Source organism: Actinomycetospora sp. NBRC 106375, from assembly GCF_030269665.1.
GTDB lineage: Bacteria > Actinomycetota > Actinomycetes > Mycobacteriales > Pseudonocardiaceae > Actinomycetospora.
Genome location: NZ_BSTS01000009.1, coordinates 54,581 through 71,042 on the forward strand (window position 1 = coordinate 54,581; position 16,462 = coordinate 71,042).

A 16,462-nucleotide genomic window follows, 5' to 3' on the forward strand; every position below is an offset into this window, starting at 1 on the left:
CGTGAGCTCTCCTGTCGAAGCACCTGCGTCGCCGGACCGGCGGCGCTGGCTGATCCTGGCTGTGATCGGGATCGCCCAGCTCATGGTCATCCTCGACAACTCGATCGTGAACATCGCCCTGCCCTCGGCCCAGGCCGACCTGGGCTTCGACGACGCGCAGCGCCAGTGGATCGTCACCGCCTACGCGCTCGCCTTCGGCAGCCTGCTGCTGCTCGGTGGACGCCTGTCGGACCTCTTCGGACGCAAGCGCGCCTTCCTCGTCGGCCTGGTCGGCTTCGCGGCCGCCTCGGTGCTCGGCGGGCTGGCCCCCGGGTTCGAGCTGCTGGTGGCGGCCCGCGCCCTGCAGGGCGTGTTCGGGGCGCTGCTGGCCCCGGCCGCGCTCTCGCTGCTGACCACGACGTTCACCGAGGGACGGGACCGGGCGCGCGCGTTCGGCGTGTTCGCCGCCCTGGCCGGCTCGGGCGCCGCGATCGGGCTGCTGCTCGGCGGCGCGCTGACCGAGTACGTCGACTGGCGCTGGTGCATGTACGTCAACGCCGTCTTCGCCGCGGTCGCCTTCCTCGGGGCCTCGTTGCTGCTCCCGCAGCACCCCGTCGAGCACCGGCCGCGCCTCGACGTCGCGGGAACCCTGCTCGCGTCGGCCGGCCTGTTCGCCGTGGTGTACGGCTTCGCCAGCGCCGAGACCGACAGCTGGACCTCGCCCGTGGTCTACGCGTTCCTGGCCGCCGGGGTCGTGCTGCTCGTCGCGTTCGTGCTCGTCCAGCGCCGGGTGGCGGCGCCCCTGCTGCCCCTGCGCGTGGTCACCGACCGCTTCCGCGGCGGCTCGTTCCTGACGATCCTCGTGCTGACCACCGGCATGTTCGGGGTGTCGCTGTTCCTCGCGTACACGCTGCAGCAGGTCTTCGGCTTCTCACCGCTGATCACCGGCGTCGCGTTCCTGCCGATGGTCGCGTCGATCGTGACCGCCGCGAACACCGTGCCCACCTACCTGCTCCCGCGGACCGGGCCGAAGCCGCTGCTCGTCGCCGGGATGCTGCTCGGCGCGGGCGCCCTGTTCTGGTTCTCGTTCCTCACCCCGGAGTCCGGCTACGTCGCGCACATCCTGGGCCCGCTGATCCTCATGGGCCTCGGCATGGGCACCGCGATGTCGACGTCGATCAACACCGCGACCCTCGGGGTGGCGCCTGGCGACGCCGGCGTGGCGTCGGCCTCGGTCAACACCATGCAGCAGGTCGGCGGGTCGGTGGGCACGGCGCTGCTCTCCAGCGTCGCGGGCACGGCCGCCGTCGGCGTCGTGGGCTCGCCGCTGGCCGTCGCGCTGCACGGCTACACGGTCGCCTTCCTCGTCGCGGCGGGCATCTTCGTGGTCGGCGCCCTGATCGTCGGGGTCCTGGTCCCGGTCGGACGCACCACGGGCCGCGGGTCGGTGACGACGCGGACCGAGCACACCGAGGAGGCCGAGACCGAGCCCGTCGGGACGGCGCTGGTCGGCGCGGTGCGCGACGCCGCCGGCCGGCCCGTCCCCGGGGCGACGCTCACGCTCGTCGACACCACCGGCCGCGAGGCCGGGCGCACCGTCAGCGACGGGGCGGGTGACTACGCGCTGCCGGCCGGACCGGGCGACCACCTGCTCGTCGCCGGCGCGGCGGGCCTGGCCCCGAGCGCGCAGCGGATCCTGCTCCACGACGGGCGCACCACCCAGGGCGACGTCGTCCTCGACCTCGCCGTGGAACCCGCCCGCACCTGACCGGAGCAGGCGACACCGCCGAACGCGCACCGACCCGACGAACGAAGCGGTGAGGAGCGGCCCCCTACGCCTGGTGGTGCGACTCCTGACGCCCGTGGATCGGGGTCGGGATGCCCACCTGGCGCGCCTTGAGCTGCAGGGCGAGGTAGAGCGAGTAGAAGCGCGACTGGTGCAGGTTGCCGCCGTGGAACCACAGGTTGTCCTGCTGGGTCGGCTTCCACATGTTGCGCTGCTCGCCCTCCCAGGGACCGGGGTCCTTGGTGGTGTCCGAACCGAGGCCCCAGACCTTGCCGACCTTGTCGGCCATGTCCTGGCCGATGATGTCGGCGGCGCGCCGGTTCATCGAGCCGTAGCCGGTGGCGAAGACGACGAGGTCGGCCTCGAGACGGGTGCCGTCGTCGAGCACGACCTCGGACTCCGTGAACTCGGTGATCTGGCCCGTGGCGAGCTTCACCTTGCCGTCGGCCACGAGCTCGGCGGCGCCCACGTCGATGTAGTAGCCCGACCCGCGGCGCAGGTACTTCATGAACAGGCCGGAGTCGTCGTCACCGAAGTCGAGCTGGAAGCCGGCCTCCTCCAGGCGCCGGTAGAAGTCGGCGTCGACCTCGCGCGCCTTGTCGTAGGCCGGCTTCTGGAAGGTGTGCATGATCCGGTAGGGCAGGGACGCGAACACCATGTCGGCGGTGTAGGTGTCGATGCCGGCGGCGACCGCACGCTCCGAGTAGAGGTCGCCGAGGGCGTACTCCATCAGCGTCTCGGACCGGATGATGTGGGTGGAGCTGCGCTGCACCATCGTGACGTCGGCGCCCACCTCCCACAGCGAGCCGCAGATGTCGAACGCGGAGTTGTTCGAGCCGATGACCACGACCTTCTTGCCCTTGTAGGCGTCCGGGCCGGGGTGCTGCGACGAGTGCTGGATCTCGCCCTGGAAGACGTCCTCGCCCGGGATCGACGGGATGTTCGGCTTGCCCGAGACGCCGAGGGCGAAGACGAGCTGCTTCGGCCGGAGGGTGACCTCCTCGCCGGCGCGGTCGACCACCACCGACCACTCGCCGGCCGCCTCGTCGAACGAGGCACTCTTCGCCGTCGTGGAGCCCCAGTAGTTCAGCTCCATGACCTTCGTGTACATCTCGAGCCAGTCGCCGATCTTGTCCTTCGGCGAGAACACCGGCCAGTTGTCCGGGAACTTGATGTAGGGCAGGTGGTCGTACCAGACCGGGTCGTGCAGGGCGAGGCTCTTGTAGCGCTTGCGCCAGGAGTCGCCGGGGCGCTCGTTCGACTCGACGATGATCGTCTCGATGCCGAGCTGGCGCAGGCGCGCGCCGAGCGCGATGCCGCCCTGGCCGCCGCCGATGATGACGATCTCGGGCTGGCGGGTGTAGCCCAGCTCGGCGGCCTCGGCCTCGCGGCGCTCCTGCCACGTGACGCGGTCGGGGTTGGCGCCGTGCTCGGTGCCGAAGGGCCGCTCGGCGTTCGGGCTGGCCGGCTCCTCGTGGCCCTTGAGCTCGTCGAGCGTGGTGAGCAACGTCCACGCCTTGTTCTCGCCGTCGAGCCGCAGGTGGCCGGTGCCGCGGCCGATCGCGGTCTCGAACGTCAGCCAGGCGTCGGTGATGCCGTCGGCCACGGTCGGCTCGCCGGTGACCTCGAAGGTCACCGGGCCCATCTGGCGCGCGGCGTCGGACGTCACGACCCCGGCGACGCCCGCCGGGCCCTCGACGGTGATCAGGTTCCAGGTGAACGACACGAGGTCGCGCCAGTAGGACTCGGCGGCGAACAGCGCCGCCGCGCGGTCGCCCTCGCCGGCCGAGACCGCCGCGGCGAACTCGGTCAGCCAGGCGTCCACCCGCGTGCCCGCGTCCGCGGCGCTCTCGACGGTCTGGGTCACTGCTACCTCCACGCGGACGGCGTCGGCCGACCCGGGGCATCCGCCCGCCGCTGCCCAGGATCGTGTGGCGTGGAAGACAGTGAACCGGCTCACCGGCGCGGGCGGCAGGGGTTGCACCCAGGTTGCAGCGCGCTGCTCACATACGAGGTCAACCCAGGACGAGGGGGCGGTAGCCGAGGACGCTGGCGGCGCCGTCGAGGTAGGCGCGGCGGTGGTCGCGCGGCACCCAGTGCTCCACCGGGTGCACCGTCAGCATCCCGCCGCCGGCGATGCGCCAGTGCTCCTCGTCGGCCAGGGCGGCGGAGGCGTCCTGCTCGCCCTGCTCGCGGGCGACCTCGTCGGCAGTCATGCTCCGCACGCTCTCCCAGCCCCCGCCGGGGGTCAATGACGCGCCCGGCTCCACGCGGACGCCAGCGGCGCGGTGTCGTAGCAGATCACCAGCCGCGCGATCCGCGAGCGGTCGTGGGTGAGCGTGATCAGGTCGACGACGTCGAACGGCGCCGGCGTGCCGTCGCGCAGCACCCAGTCGTACCGGAACGCGAGCGCCACCTCGCGCGGGTCGTCCGGGTCGACGTAGAGCCGCTGCAGCGTGGTCCGCGAGGGCGCTGAGTCGGCGAAGAGCGTCGGGTAGAACCGGGCCGCGGGCACGGTGCCGTAGAGCGGGGAGACGACCTCGCCGCCCGGCGCGAAGCAGGCGACCGACCGCTCGGCCGACCCCGCGTCGAGCGCGGCGAGGTACTCGTCGAGGATCTCCATCAGAAGATCGAGTAGGCGCCGTCGACCACGATCTCGTCGCCGGTGTGGAAGCCGCCGACGTTGGCGGCGAGGTACACGGCGAGGCGGGCGAAGTCGTCGGGGTCGCCCCACCGCCGCTGCGGCATCCGCTTCATCACCGCCGCCTCGAAGCGCTCGTCGTGCAGGCGCGGCGAGGCCAGGGGCGTCTCGGTCCAGCCCGCGACGATCGAGTGCGCGTTGATCCGGTGCCGCGCGAGCTCCACCGCGGCGCCCTCGATGATCGCGGTGAGACCGGCCTTGCTCGCCGCGTACGCCTCGTTGCGCGGCGCCCCGTGCACCGTGGACACGCTCGAGGTGCCGACGAGCACCCCTCCCCCGCCGCGGGAGACCATGTGTCGCGCCGCGGCTCGCAGCGTCAGGAACGCGCCGTCCAGGTTGACGCGCGTGACGCGCCGCCAGTCGTCGAGCGTGGTGTCGACGAACGCCGCCCCCGACCCGCCGACGCCGGCGTTGGCGAAGCACGAGTCGACGCGGCCGAAGTGCTCGAGCGTCGCGGCGAAGCTCGCCGTGACGGCGTCCTCGTCGCCGACGTCGCAGCGCCAGGCGCGCACCCGCGTGCCGTACTGCGCCAGGTCCTCGACGGCCGCGTCGTTGCGCTCCGCGTTCGTCCCCCAGAGCGCGACGTCGGCACCGCTCTGGGCGAGGCCCCGGGCCATGCCGAGGCCGATCCCGGAGTTCCCGCCGGTGACCAGCGCGACGTGCCCGGTGAGGTCGAACAGACCGCTCACCGGACCGCCCACTCGCCGGTGAAGCCCGGCTCGCGCTTCTCGGTGAAGGCCCGGAACGCCTCGGGGGCGTCGGCGGTCGCGAAGTTGACCGCCTGGGTGCGGGCCTCGCTCGCGAGCGCGTCGCGCAGCGGACGGTCCGCGTTCTCGTGCAGCAGCGCCTTGGACTGCCGGACAGCGACGGGCGCGGCACCGACGAGGCGGGCGGTGAGGTCGTCGACGAAGCCGTCGAGCTCCTCGGGCGCCACCACCCACGTCACGAGCCCGAGCCGCTCGGCCTCCGCGGCGTCGATCATCTCGGCGAGCAGGGCCAGCCGCTTGGCCTGCTGCATCCCGACCAGGCGGGGCAGGAGCCACGAGCCGCCGAAGTCGAGTGACAGCCCGCGCTTGGCGAAGATCTGCGAGAATCGCGAGGTCGGGGTGGCGACGACGAGGTCGCAGCCGAGCGCGAGGTTCCAGCCGGCGCCCACGGCGACACCGTCGACCTTGGCGACCGTCGGGATCGGCAGCTCGTGGAGCATCAGCGCGATCTCGTTGATGAACGCCATGCGCTCCAGGGGGTGTCCCTCGCGGGCCTCGGAGACGTCGGCGCCCGCGCAGAACGCGCCGCCCGCCCCGGTGATCACCAGCGCGCGCACGGCGGTGTCGTGGCTCGCCGCGGACAGCGCGGCGTGCAGCTCCCGCCACGACGCGGCGTCGAGCGCGTTGCGCCGCTGCGGCCTGTTGAGCGTGAGGGTGAGCACGCCGTCGGAGTGGCTGGTGAGCAGGACGTCGGAGTCCATGGGTCCTCTCCCGGGGCGTCGAGGGGCCGAGATGCCGGCCCTCGAAACCTATCGATCGTCCGTTCGGCGGCCAACCGGCCCTATGCTGATCCGGTGTCCACGGGGCCCCTCGACGACGAGCCGCCCGGGCCTGCCGAGGCGTCCGGCCCGCCGTCCGTCCCGCGGGGTGGCGGCCGGGAGGCCATCACGCGAGCGGCCCGGGAGAGCTTCGCCGAGCGCGGCTACCACGGCACGTCCATCCGCGACATCGCCCGCCGCGCGGGGCTGTCGCTCTCGGCGCTCTACCACTGGCACGCGGGCAAGCAGGAGCTGCTGGCCGCGCTGATCGAGGAGAGCATCGACGAGTACTTCCGCCGCTGCGACGCCGCGCTGCGGGCGGCCGGCGACGACCCGGCCGGGCGCCTCGCCGCGCTCGTCCGCGCCACCGTCGAGTACCGCGTGAGCCGGCGGGTCGAGAGCACGATCGCCACCTCGGAGTGGCGCAACCTCGAGCCGCAGCACCGCGAGCGCCTCGACGGGATGCGCGCCGCCGCCACCCGGCTCTGGGCCGACCTCATCGACGACGGCGTCGCCCGGGGGGCCTTCCGCTGTGCCCACCCGGGCGACGCCCGCCGTGCGGTGATCGCGGCCTGCAACGCGATCGCGCAGTGGTACGAGCCGCACACGCACGGCGGGCTCGACGTCACCGACCTCGTGGATCGCTACACGGCGATCGCGCTGCGGATCGTGGACTGCCGCTAGAGGTGGCTCAGCACCACCTCGGCCGTGGACTTCTCGTGGTCCGGCGGCGCGTCCTCGACGTCGATCCAGGTCAGCGTGCCGTCCTCGATGAGCGCCGCGTAGCGCTGCGACCGGATGCCGAGCCCGAAGTCGGTGCCGTCCATGTCGGTGCCCATCGCCTTCGCGAACAGGGCCGAGCCGTCGGCGAGCATGGTCACGCCGTGGACCTGCTGGTCCTTGGCCCAGGCGCCCATGACGAACGGGTCGTTGACCGACACGCACACGATGCGGTCGACGCCCTTGCCGGTGATCTCGTCGGCCTTGGCGACGAACCCCGGCAGGTGCGCGTCGCTGCACGTCGGGCTGAACGCGGCGGGCACCCCGAACAGCACGGAACGGCCGGACCCGAACAGCTCGCCGGAGCGCACGGACTCGGTGGCGCCCGAGGCGTCGACCGTCGTCAACGGCACGTCAGGGATCTTCTCGCCCACTGCGATCATCGCCGGGTTCTCCTTCGATCGGTTGGAGACAACTTCTAGCCGCCCACGGCGGCCGCGTCCAGCAGGTGCGCGAACTTCCGCCGCGCCTCCTCGCGCCGGGTCGGCACGTGCTCCGAGGGCACCTCGTGGGCCTCGTAGCCGCGCAGCACACGACGGGCGACGGTGACCTTGTGGACCTCGTCGGGGCCGTCGTAGATCCGCGCGGCGCGGGCGTGGCGGTACATGCCCTCGAGCGGCAGGTCGGTGGTGAAGCCGAGCGAGCCGTGGACCTGGATGGCCCGGTCGATGACGTTGTAGAGCACGGTCGCGCCGTAGAACTTGATCATAGCGATGTCAGTGAGCGCCGCCTCGGTGCCGCCCTGGTCCATCTTCCAGGCGGCCTGCAGCGTCATCAGCCGCGCCGCGGTCATCTCGGCGGTCGAGGTGGCGATCCAGTCCTGGACCATCTGCTTCTCGGAGAGCAGCGAGCCGTGGGTGTACCGCGACACCGCGCGCTCGCAGAGCATGTCGAAGGCGCGCCGCGACTGCCCGAGCCAGCGCATGCAGTGGTGGATGCGGCCGGGTCCCAGCCGCTGCTGGGCGAGCAGGAAACCGTCGCCCTCGTTGCCGACGAGGTTCTCGACGGGCACGCGCACGTCGCGGTAGATCACCTCGGCGTGCCCGCCGGGCTGGCCGGTGCGCTCCTCGGGGTGCTCCATCGTCGGGATGTCGCGCAGGACCTCCACGCCGGGGGCGTCGGCCGGGACGACGAACATCGACGCCCGCCGCCGCGGCGCCGCGTCCGGGTCGGTGACGGCCATGAGGATGAGGAAGTCGGCGACCGACCCGTTCGACGTGAACCACTTGTGCCCGTTGACGACGTACTCGTCGCCGACGCGCTCGGCCCGGGTGGTCAGCAGGGTGGGATCGGCGCCGGCGTTCGGCTCGGTCATCGAGAACGCGCTGCGCAGCGTCCCGTCGAGCAGCGGCTCCATCCACTTCTTCTTCTGGTCGTCGTTCGCCCCGAGGGCGAGGAGCTCCGCGTTGCCGGAGTCGGGGGCGTTGTTGCCGAACACCGACGGGGCGTACACGCAGCGCCCGAGGATCTCGTGCATCAGCCCGAGCTTGACCTGGCCGAAGCCGCCGCCGCCGAGCTCCGGGGGCAGGTGCGCGGCCCACAGCCCGCGCGCCTTGACCTCCTCCTGCAGCGGCGCCGTCGCGCGCTTCAGCGCCGCCCCGTCGAGGTCGAGGGTCTCGAGCGGCTCGATCTCCTCGCGGACGAACGTCCGCATCCACGCGAGCTGCTGCTCGAACTCCGGGTCGGTGGAGAAGTCCCAGGCCATGCCGTCATCCCTTCATGCCGTGAACGCGAGGTCGAGACCCGCGGTGTCCCACTCCGTGGCGTAGAGGACGCCGCGGCCCGAGGACGTGACCCAGGCCGTGCGGCTCCCCGAGCCCGCGAAGCAGATGTTCGTGACGTACGGATCGTGCTCGGGCACCGGCACCTGGCGCAGCAGCGTGCCGTCCGGGGCCACCACGCTGACCGCCCCGGTCATCAGCGTGGCGACGCACACGTTGCCCTCCCCGTCGACCGCGAGCGAGTCGAGCGGCTGGAACCCGTCGAAGCCGTGCAGGAGCTGCCGGGGTCCGAGCTGCCCGGGCCCGGTCACGTCCCACGCCCACAGCCGTCCCGGCCCCGTCTCGGCGACGTAGAGCCGCGAGCCGTCGGGGGCGAGGCCGACCCCGTTGGGCTCGACCAGCGGGTGCACGACCTCGGTGATCGAGGACCCGTCGGGCCGCGCGTGGTACAGCGCGCCCGTGTCCTGGTCGCGCTCGCGCTTCTTGCCGAGGTCGGTGAACCAGAAGCCGCCGTCGGCGTCGAAGACGATGTCGTTCGGCCCGCGCAGCGGGCGGCCGTCGCAGGCGGTGTAGAGGTCGGTGACGTGGCCCGTGTCGAGCTCGACCCGCTGGATGCACCCGCCGATGTAGTCCCCGGCCTGGTGACCCGGCGCGGTGACGCCGTCGGGCCGGTCGTGCCACGCGAAGCCGCCGTTGTTGCAGACGTAGACCGCGCCGTCGGGGCCGATCGCCGCGCCGTTGGGCCCGCCCCCGAGCTGGGCGACGACGCTGGTCCGCCCGTCGGACGCGACGCGGGTGAGCGTGCCGCGGCGGATCTCCACGACGAGGACGTCGCCGTTCGTGAGGGCGATCGGGCCCTCCGGGAACTCCAGGCCCGTCGTCACCGTCTGCATCGTGCTCATGCGGGCTGCTCCAGGTAGCGGGGGTTGGCGACGGTGAGCTTGTCGGTCACCCCCGCCCGCACCGCGGCGAGCAGCGCGGGGTCGCTGTCGTCGACCGCCCCGGACCGGACGGCGGCGGCGAGCCCGGCCTGGTCGCGGTACCCGAGCGCGGCGAGCCGCTCGGTGTGGCGCCGGTCGATCTCCGGGCCGAGCGTGAGCTCCCGTCCCGCGCCCGCGAGGACGTTCGCCGCGACGCGGGCGAGGAACGCGACGCGCTCGTCGTCGACGGCCATGACGTCGTCGCGCAGGAACGTCGTCACGGCGTCGACGAGATCGGCCGCGGAGGGGCGTCCGAGGAGGTCGGAGCGGGGCGCCGCGGCCTCGACGGCGGTGTCCCCCGACGCCGGGAGCCCCAGCGCCAGGAGCAGGTCGTGCTCCTGCTCGGCGACCCGGCGCCCGATCGCGGCGAGCTCGACCGACGGGACGGCGCCGGAGAGGTGCCGCTCGGCCATCTCCCGGCAGTGCAGCGCCCACCAGGCCGTCCGGTGGATCTGCCACCAGCGCACGGCCTCGGGGTCGTGACGGTGCCCGGCGACCTCCGCGTACCCGTCGAGCAGCTCGTCGACCGTGCCCAGCCCCGCGACCGGCAGCGGGGCCCCGAACCGCCAGCACTTGACGCACAGCCAGCCGAGGTCCTCGCGGGGGTCGCCGCGGTGCACCAGCTCCCAGTCGAGCACGGCGCGCAGGCCGGTCTCGTCGACGATGAGGTTGCCGAGGCGGAAGTCGCCGTGGACGACGGCCTCGGGGACAGCGGCGGGCCGGTGCCCGTCGAGCCACCGCAGGGCGATCTCGACGCTCGGCAGCGGCTCGCCGAGCGCGTCGAGGGTCGCGCGCAGGGCGTCGACGGGGTCGGCGGTCGCGAGGCCCGGGACCCCGTCGACCGGGATCGCGTGGATGCGGGCGAGGGTGCGTCCCAGCTCGGCCGCGAGACCGTCGCGGGCGCCGGCGTAGCGCTCGTCGCGCAGCAGCCGCGGCCCGAGGGTCTCGCCGTCGACGTGCTCGGTGACCAGGTACGGGGCGCCGACGGTCACCGGGTCGGTGCCGCTGTCGACCAGCGGCGGCACCCGCACGCCCGCGGCCCCGGCGGCCGCGATCGACGCCGCCTCGAGGGCCATGCCGTCGGGGCGGTCGGCGCCCGGCGGGTCGCGGCGCAGGACGAGGTCGCGCCGGCGCCCGTCGCTGCGCGCGGTGAAGGACCACGTCTCGCGGCTCGCGCCGGCGGTGAGACGGCGCAGGCCCTCGACGGTGACGGTCGCGCCGCTGACCTCGGTGAGGCGGCGGGCGAGCTGGTCGGCGAGGGTCATCGAGCCTTCCGGGGGCCCGCGAAGCCGAAGAGGTAGCCCGCGACCCGGCGCATCTGGACCTCCTCCGCGCCCTCGGTGATCCGGTAGCGACGGTGGTGACGGTAGATGTGCTCGAACGGTGTGTGCCGCGAGTAGCCCAGCCCGCCGTGCACCTGCATCGCGCGGTCGGCGGCGTCGCAGACGAAGCGGTTGGCGCGGTAGTTGCACATCGAGACGCGGTCGCTGATCTCGGCGTGCGGGACACGGTCGAGCTCCCACGCGGTCTTGCGCACCAGGCCCCGGAGCATCTCGGCCTCGGTCTGCAGCTCGACGAGCGGCCACTGGATCGCCTGGCGCGTCGCGAGCGGGGCGCCGAACGTGTGCCGTTGCCGCGCGTACTCGACGCTGCGGTCGACGCAGAACTGGCCGGCGCCGACGCCCGAGGCCGCCTGCCGGATGCGGTTCTCGTGCACGAAGGTCTGGGCGACCGCGAGGCCCCCGCCCTCCTCGCCGAAGATCGCCGTGTCGGGGACCCGGACGTCGCGCAGCGTCACCTCGGCGTGGTCGGTCGGCATGTTCAGCGTCCACCAGTGGAAGTCGACCGAGAAGCCGGCGGTCCTCACGGGCACGAAGAACGCGGTGATGCCGCGCGCGTCGCCGTCGTTCCCCGAGGTGCGGGCGAACACCACGTCGTGGGTCGCCGAGTGCATGCCGGAGTTCCAGCGCTTCGCGCCGTTGATCACCCAGTCGCCGCCGTCGCGGACGGCCGTCGTCTCCATCCACGTGGCGTCGCTGCCGTGGTCGGGCTCGCTGAGCCCGAACCCGAGGCGCGCCGTGCGCGTGAGGACGGGCTCGAGGAACTCCGCGCGCTGCTCGTCGGAGCCGAACTCGAGCAGCATGTGCACGAACGGGAAGTTGCCGACCACCGACGACTCGTTCTGCAGGTCGTTGTGGAGCCCGAGCCCGCGGTGCGCGAGGTGCTCGCGGATCACCGCCATGTCGAGGTTCGTGCCGTCGCCCCCGCCCACCGACGCCGGGAGCCCGTAGCGCAGCCAGCCCGCGGCGTCGGCACGGCGGAACATCTCGCCGAGCAGCTCCTCCCACTCCGCGCGCGGCACCCCGCCGTGCTCGAAGTCGGTGCGCGCCCACTCGCGGCGGTGGTCGAAGAACCGCTGGTTGTCGTCCTGCTCCTCCAGCGGGCGGATCTCCCGCTCGATGAACTCGTCGAGGGCCTCCAGCCGCGCCGTCAGCTCCGTCGGGAGCGCGAAGTCCACACCGACCTCCTCGGCGAACAACCGTTCAGGGAGCATGGCAGCGGGCGGACCGGGGACGGAAGGGCATCGCGCCGGTGATCAACGGGGACTTCGGGCGCGGAGCAGCAGCGAACAGCGCGTTCGCTGCGGAAGTGGCGCGCGCTGCGAGACTCGCGCGCATGACCGAGCAGGAGCGTGTGCGGGTCGAGGTCACCGACGGGGTCGCCGACGTGCGGCTGTCCCGCCCCGAGAAGCGCAACGCGCTGGACCCGGCGATGTTCGAGGGCCTGGTCGAGGCCGGGGAGCAGCTGAAGAAGGACCCCGCGGTGCGGGCGGTGGTCCTCTCCGGGGAGGGTCACGACTTCTGCGCCGGGCTCGACTTCGCCTCCTTCCAGGCGATGCGCTCGGGCGAGCGCCTCTCGGCGTCGGCGCAGCTGCCGCCCTCCGCCGGCCCGGCGCGGGCGACCGGACAGCGCGCGGCGTGGGTGTGGGCCGAGCTGGAGGTGCCGGTGATCGCCGCGATCCGGGGCAACGCGCTGGGCGGCGGGCTGCAGATCGCGCTCGGCGCCGACATCCGCATCGTCGCGCCGGACGCCAAGCTCTCCGTGCTCGAGGCGAAGTGGGGCCTGATCCCGGACATGACCGGGACCCAGGTGCTCCCCGAGCTCGTGGGCCGCGACGTCGCGAAGGAGCTGACACTCACCGCCCGCGTCGTCGGCGGCACCGAGGCGGCGGCGCTCGGGCTCTGCACGCGCACCGACGACGACCCGCTGGCGGCCGCGCTCGAGCTCGCGCGCCAGATCGCCGGGCGCAGCCCGCACGCCGTCCGGGCCGCCAAGCGCCTGCTCGACCTCGCCGGCCGCGTGGACCTGACCACCGGGTTCGCCGCCGAGCAGACCGAGATCGGCGCGCTCATCGGCAGCCCCAACCAGGTCGAGGCCGTCACCGCGGGCTTCGAGAAGCGCGCCCCCGTCTTCACCGACCCCATGTGAGCGAACTTTGGGCCTATAGGCCCAAAGTTCGCTCACATATCGTCAGCCGTCCAGCACCGGCATCAGCACCGCGGCGACGTCCTCGCCGAGGTCGCGGGGGGTGCGCGGGCCGGCGGGGTCGAACCACTTGTAGGTCCAGTTCGCGGCGCCCAGGCACGCGTTGACGTAGGTCCCGGTCGCCATCGGCAGCATCCGGCCGGTCGCGGCGAGGTGCGCCTCGACGGCGTCGCGCAGGAGGGCCTCGTAGGTGCGCCGGCGCTCGAGGATGGGCTCGGCGAGCTCCGGCGGGAGCTCCGACTCCTCCTCGAAGCAGATCGTCAGCAGGTCGCGGTGCTCGCACGTGTACGCGGCCCGGTCGACGATCAGCAGACGCACCGCCTCGCGCGTCGAGGGTGCCGCGGCGACGATCGCGCGCCCGCTGGCCAGGCTCTCGTCGAGCACCTCCTCGTAGATCGCGACGAGGAGGTCCTGCTTGGTGCGGACGTAGTGGTAGAGCGTCGGCTTCGAGAGCCCGACGGCCGCGGCGACGTCGTTCATCGACGCCGCGCGGTACCCACGGCGGCTGAAGACGGCCACGGCGGCCGCGAGGATGCGCTGCCGCTGCTCGTCGGCGCGGCTGCCCCGTGCCGCACCGGCCGTCCCGGCCCCCCGTGTCGCCATCCCCGCCCCGATTCCCGTCGGACGCCTTGACCGAACGTCTGTGACGTGGGGTACTTTCGTCCGACCGGTCGGTCGACAGCAAGGGAGCACGCGTGTCCTACGACCTCGACGAGGTCCACGAGGACTTCCGGGCGACCTGTCGCGCGTTCACCGACGAGCGGGTGCGTCCCCTCGTCGCCGAGGCCGAGCGCGACGGTCACCCGCCCGAGCGGCTCTGGAAGGAGATGGGCGACGCGGGCCTGCTGGGCCTGCTCACCCCGCCCGAGTTCGGCGGTTCGGCCGGCGAGGGCGGCGAGGCGACGGCGGTCGCCGTGCTGGCCGAGGAGATCACCCGCGCCTGCGGCGGCATCGCGGTCGGCGCCCTGGTCAGCGCCTATATGGCCGCCCCGCACATCGTCCGCCACGGCACCACCGACCAGCGGGAGCGCTGGGTCGCGGCGCTGGCCGCCGGCGAGGCGATCGCCGCCATCGCCGTCACCGAGCCCGGCGCGGGCTCCGACGTCGCCGGCATCACCACCCGCGCCCGCCGGACCGACGAGGGCTGGGCGCTCGACGGCCGCAAGATGTACATCACCAACGCGGGCCTCGCCGACGTGCTGGTCGTCGGCGCGAAGACCGACCCGGACGGCGGCCACCGCGGCATCACCACGTTCGTCGTCCCCGCCGGCACGCCCGGCCTCTCCTTCGGCGCGCCCCTGCAGAAGATGGGCTGGCACTCGTCGGACACCCGCGAGGTCGTGCTCGACGGCGTGGTGCTCGGCGACGACGCGGTGCTCGGCGTCGAGGGCCGCGGCTTCCACCAGATCATGAGCGCCTTCCAGCTCGAGCGGGTCGCGCTCGCGGCGATGGGCCTCGGCCACGCCGCCGAGGCCCTCGACACGGTCACCGAGTACGTCCGCGGCCGCGAGGTCGCCGGCGCGCCGCTGACCGACCGGCAGGCGATCCGCCACCGCCTGGCCGCGATGGAGATCGAGCTCGAGGCCGCCCGGGTGATGACCTACAAGGCCGCCGACCGCCTCGACCGCGGCCACCCCGAGGCCGACCGCTCGGTGGCCGCCGCCAAGTACTTCGCGGCCAAGGCCGCCGCGTGGATCGTCGACGAGGCTGTGCAGCTCTTCGGCGGCGCGGGCTACCTGGAGGAGACACCGGTCGCGCGCCACCACCGCGACGTGCGGATCCTGCGCATCGGCGGCGGCACCGACGAGATCCAGCTCGAGATCCTCGCGAAGCGGCTGGTGCCGTGACCGACACGACCGGCACCGCGAACGGCGCGCGTCCCCCGTGGGAGGTGTCGGCGGCCCATCCCCCCGGGCCGCCGGCACCTCCCTCGGGCGGCGACGTCCTCGCGGCCGCCGACCGGGCCCGCCTCGGCGGCGACACCTCGCGCTGGCCGGAGAAGCTCCCGGTGCGCCGGCGCCTCGACGTCCTGCTGGACCCCGGGAGCTTCATCGAGGACGGCGTGCTCGCCGCCGCGAACGACGACGGCATGCCCGGCGACGGCGTCGTCACCGGCGTCGGGACGGTCGACGGCCGCCCGGTCGCGGTGATCGCCCACGACTTCGGGGTCAAGGCCGGGTCCTGGGGCGAGCGGACCTGCGAGAAGCAGATCCGCATCCTCGAGCGCGCCGACCGCGACCTGCTCCCGGTGTTCTACCTCGTCGACTCCGCGGGCGGGCGGCTCACCGAGCAGATGGGCTTCTTCCCCGGGCGCCGCGGCGCCTCGCGGATCTTCCACCTGCAGGTCGCCCTGTCCGGGCGCGTGCCCCAGATCTGCTGCCTGCACGGCCCGTCGGCGGCGGGCGGCGCCTACATGCCCGCGTTCACCGACTGGGTCGGCATGGTCGACGGGCAGGCGTCGATGTACCTCGCGTCGCCCCGGGTGGCCGAGAAGGTCACCGGTGAGCGCACCACCGCCGAGGAGATGGGCGGGGCGCGCATGCACGCCGAGGTCTCGGGGTGCGGGGACGCGGTGTTCGACGAGGACTGGCAGGCGGTCGCCGCCGCGCGCCTGCTGTTCTCCTACCTCCCGTCCCGCTTCGACGAGACCCCGCCGGCCGCGGAGCCCCGCGAGCCCGAGGCGAGCGGCTGGGACGGCCTGGTGCCCGAGGACCCGACCGTCGGCTACGACGTCCTCGCCGTGATCGACCGCCTCGTCGACGGCGGCTCCTTCTTCGAGATCAAGCCGGACTGGGCGCAGGAGATCGTCGTCGGGTTCGCGCGCCTCGAGGGGCGCGCGGTGGGGCTCGTCGCCAACCAGCCGCGGGTGCGCAGCGGGGCGATCCACGTCGACTCGGCCGACAAGGCCACCCGCTTCATCGCGCTCTGCGACGCGTTCGACGTGCCCCTGGTCTTCCTGCAGGACGTGCCCGGCTTCATGGTCGGCGTCGCCGTCGAGCGCCAGGGCATCATCCGCCACGGCGCGAAGATGATCGCGGCGATGTCCTCGGCCGAGGTCCCGAAGTTCACCGTCGTCCTGCGCAAGGCCTACGCGGCGGGCTACTACGCGATGTGCGCGCCGGGCTTCGAGCCACGGGCGACGCTCGCCCTGCCCAGCGCGTTCATCGGCGCGATGGGCCCCGAGGCCTCGGTGAACGCCGTCTACGCCGGCAAGATCGCCGCGATCGAGGACGACGACGAGCGCGCGGCCTTCGTCGCCGCGCGCGTCGAGGAGCACCGCGCGGAGGTCAACCTCCTGCGCATGGGCGACGAGCTCGTCGTCGACGCGGTCGTGCCCGGCGAGGAGCTCCGCGGCGAGCTCGTCACGCGCCTGCGCCACGCCGACGGCTGGACCCGCAGGCCCGGCCGCCGGCACCACCTCGTCAGCCCCGTCTAGGAGACGAT

At 73.5% G+C, this 16,462-nt stretch carries 16 protein-coding genes; 5 read left to right on the top strand and 11 right to left on the bottom strand.

Going from position 1 to position 16,462, the window contains the following annotated elements; genetic code table 11:
* Position 1 precedes the first annotated feature (1 nt).
* Positions 2-1,747, top strand: a complete 1,746-nt coding sequence (locus QSK03_RS16190; protein ID WP_352232005.1) for an MFS transporter — start codon at positions 2-4, stop codon at positions 1,745-1,747.
* Between the two features lie 64 nt (positions 1,748-1,811).
* Here the strand turns inward: QSK03_RS16190 and QSK03_RS16200 are convergent, their stop codons facing one another.
* The 5 genes from QSK03_RS16200 to QSK03_RS16220 form a co-directional block, all read right to left on the bottom strand.
* Positions 1,812-3,632, bottom strand: a complete 1,821-nt coding sequence (locus QSK03_RS16200; protein ID WP_285653904.1) for a flavin-containing monooxygenase — start codon at positions 3,630-3,632, stop codon at positions 1,812-1,814.
* 148 nt (positions 3,633-3,780) lie between these two features.
* Positions 3,781-3,981, bottom strand: a complete 201-nt coding sequence (locus tag QSK03_RS16205) for a hypothetical protein (protein ID WP_285653906.1) — start codon at positions 3,979-3,981, stop codon at positions 3,781-3,783.
* A 32-nt stretch (positions 3,982-4,013) separates the two neighbouring features.
* Positions 4,014-4,388, bottom strand: coding sequence for a nuclear transport factor 2 family protein (locus QSK03_RS16210; RefSeq protein WP_285653908.1), 375 nt, complete (start codon positions 4,386-4,388; stop codon positions 4,014-4,016).
* The gene (locus tag QSK03_RS16215) at positions 4,388-5,155 is read right to left on the bottom strand and encodes an SDR family NAD(P)-dependent oxidoreductase (RefSeq protein ID WP_285653910.1); all 768 of its coding nucleotides are present in this window, start codon (positions 5,153-5,155) and stop codon (positions 4,388-4,390) included. The genes QSK03_RS16210 and QSK03_RS16215 overlap by 1 nt, the downstream gene beginning before the upstream one ends.
* A complete protein-coding gene (locus QSK03_RS16220) occupies positions 5,152-5,934 on the bottom strand; it encodes an enoyl-CoA hydratase/isomerase family protein (protein WP_285653912.1) in 783 nt (260 codons plus the stop codon). Before QSK03_RS16220 ends, QSK03_RS16215 begins: the two co-directional genes overlap by 4 nt.
* 93 nt (positions 5,935-6,027) lie before the next feature.
* On the opposite strand from QSK03_RS16220, the gene QSK03_RS16225 reads away from it, so the two are divergent.
* Positions 6,028-6,675 (top strand): TetR/AcrR family transcriptional regulator, encoded by a 648-nt coding sequence (locus QSK03_RS16225; RefSeq protein ID WP_285653914.1) that lies wholly within the window; start codon positions 6,028-6,030, stop codon positions 6,673-6,675.
* On the opposite strand, the gene QSK03_RS16230 is transcribed toward QSK03_RS16225, so the two are convergent.
* Genes QSK03_RS16230 through QSK03_RS16250 form a run of 5 tightly spaced genes read right to left on the bottom strand, consistent with a single transcriptional unit; the run spans position 6,672 to position 11,990 of the window.
* A complete protein-coding gene (locus tag QSK03_RS16230; protein WP_285653916.1) occupies positions 6,672-7,154 on the bottom strand; it encodes a peroxiredoxin in 483 nt (160 codons plus the stop codon). The two genes, QSK03_RS16225 and QSK03_RS16230, sit on opposite strands and share 4 nt — an antisense overlap.
* Positions 7,155-7,189: 35 nt before the next feature.
* On the bottom strand, positions 7,190-8,476 hold the full coding sequence (locus tag QSK03_RS16235; protein WP_285653918.1) for an acyl-CoA dehydrogenase family protein: 1,287 nt from the start codon (positions 8,474-8,476) through the stop codon (positions 7,190-7,192).
* A 12-nt stretch (positions 8,477-8,488) separates the two neighbouring features.
* Positions 8,489-9,394: an SMP-30/gluconolactonase/LRE family protein gene (locus QSK03_RS16240; protein ID WP_285653920.1), complete on the bottom strand. Its 906-nt coding sequence runs from the start codon at positions 9,392-9,394 to the stop codon at positions 8,489-8,491.
* Complete coding sequence (locus QSK03_RS16245) at positions 9,391-10,737, bottom strand: phosphotransferase family protein (protein ID WP_285653922.1); 1,347 nt, start codon at positions 10,735-10,737, stop codon at positions 9,391-9,393. The genes QSK03_RS16240 and QSK03_RS16245 overlap by 4 nt, the downstream gene beginning before the upstream one ends.
* Positions 10,734-11,990 carry an acyl-CoA dehydrogenase family protein gene (locus tag QSK03_RS16250; protein WP_285653924.1) on the bottom strand — a complete coding sequence of 419 codons (1,257 nt, stop codon included), beginning with the start codon at positions 11,988-11,990 and terminating at the stop codon, positions 10,734-10,736. Before QSK03_RS16250 ends, QSK03_RS16245 begins: the two co-directional genes overlap by 4 nt.
* 158 nt (positions 11,991-12,148) lie before the next feature.
* Between QSK03_RS16250 and QSK03_RS16255 the strand changes: the two genes are divergently transcribed.
* Positions 12,149-12,961, top strand: coding sequence for a crotonase/enoyl-CoA hydratase family protein (locus QSK03_RS16255; protein ID WP_285653926.1), 813 nt, complete (start codon positions 12,149-12,151; stop codon positions 12,959-12,961).
* A 42-nt stretch (positions 12,962-13,003) separates the two neighbouring features.
* On the opposite strand, the gene QSK03_RS16260 is transcribed toward QSK03_RS16255, so the two are convergent.
* Positions 13,004-13,621 carry a TetR/AcrR family transcriptional regulator gene (locus QSK03_RS16260; RefSeq protein ID WP_285653928.1) on the bottom strand — a complete coding sequence of 206 codons (618 nt, stop codon included), beginning with the start codon at positions 13,619-13,621 and terminating at the stop codon, positions 13,004-13,006.
* Positions 13,622-13,713: 92 nt separating this feature from the next.
* Between QSK03_RS16260 and QSK03_RS16265 the strand changes: the two genes are divergently transcribed.
* On the top strand, positions 13,714-14,865 hold the full coding sequence (locus tag QSK03_RS16265) for an acyl-CoA dehydrogenase family protein (RefSeq protein WP_285653930.1): 1,152 nt from the start codon (positions 13,714-13,716) through the stop codon (positions 14,863-14,865).
* Positions 14,862-16,454 carry an acyl-CoA carboxylase subunit beta gene (locus QSK03_RS16270; protein ID WP_285653932.1) on the top strand — a complete coding sequence of 531 codons (1,593 nt, stop codon included), beginning with the start codon at positions 14,862-14,864 and terminating at the stop codon, positions 16,452-16,454. The genes QSK03_RS16265 and QSK03_RS16270 overlap by 4 nt, the downstream gene beginning before the upstream one ends.
* The last annotated feature ends 8 nt before the right edge of the window (positions 16,455-16,462 follow it).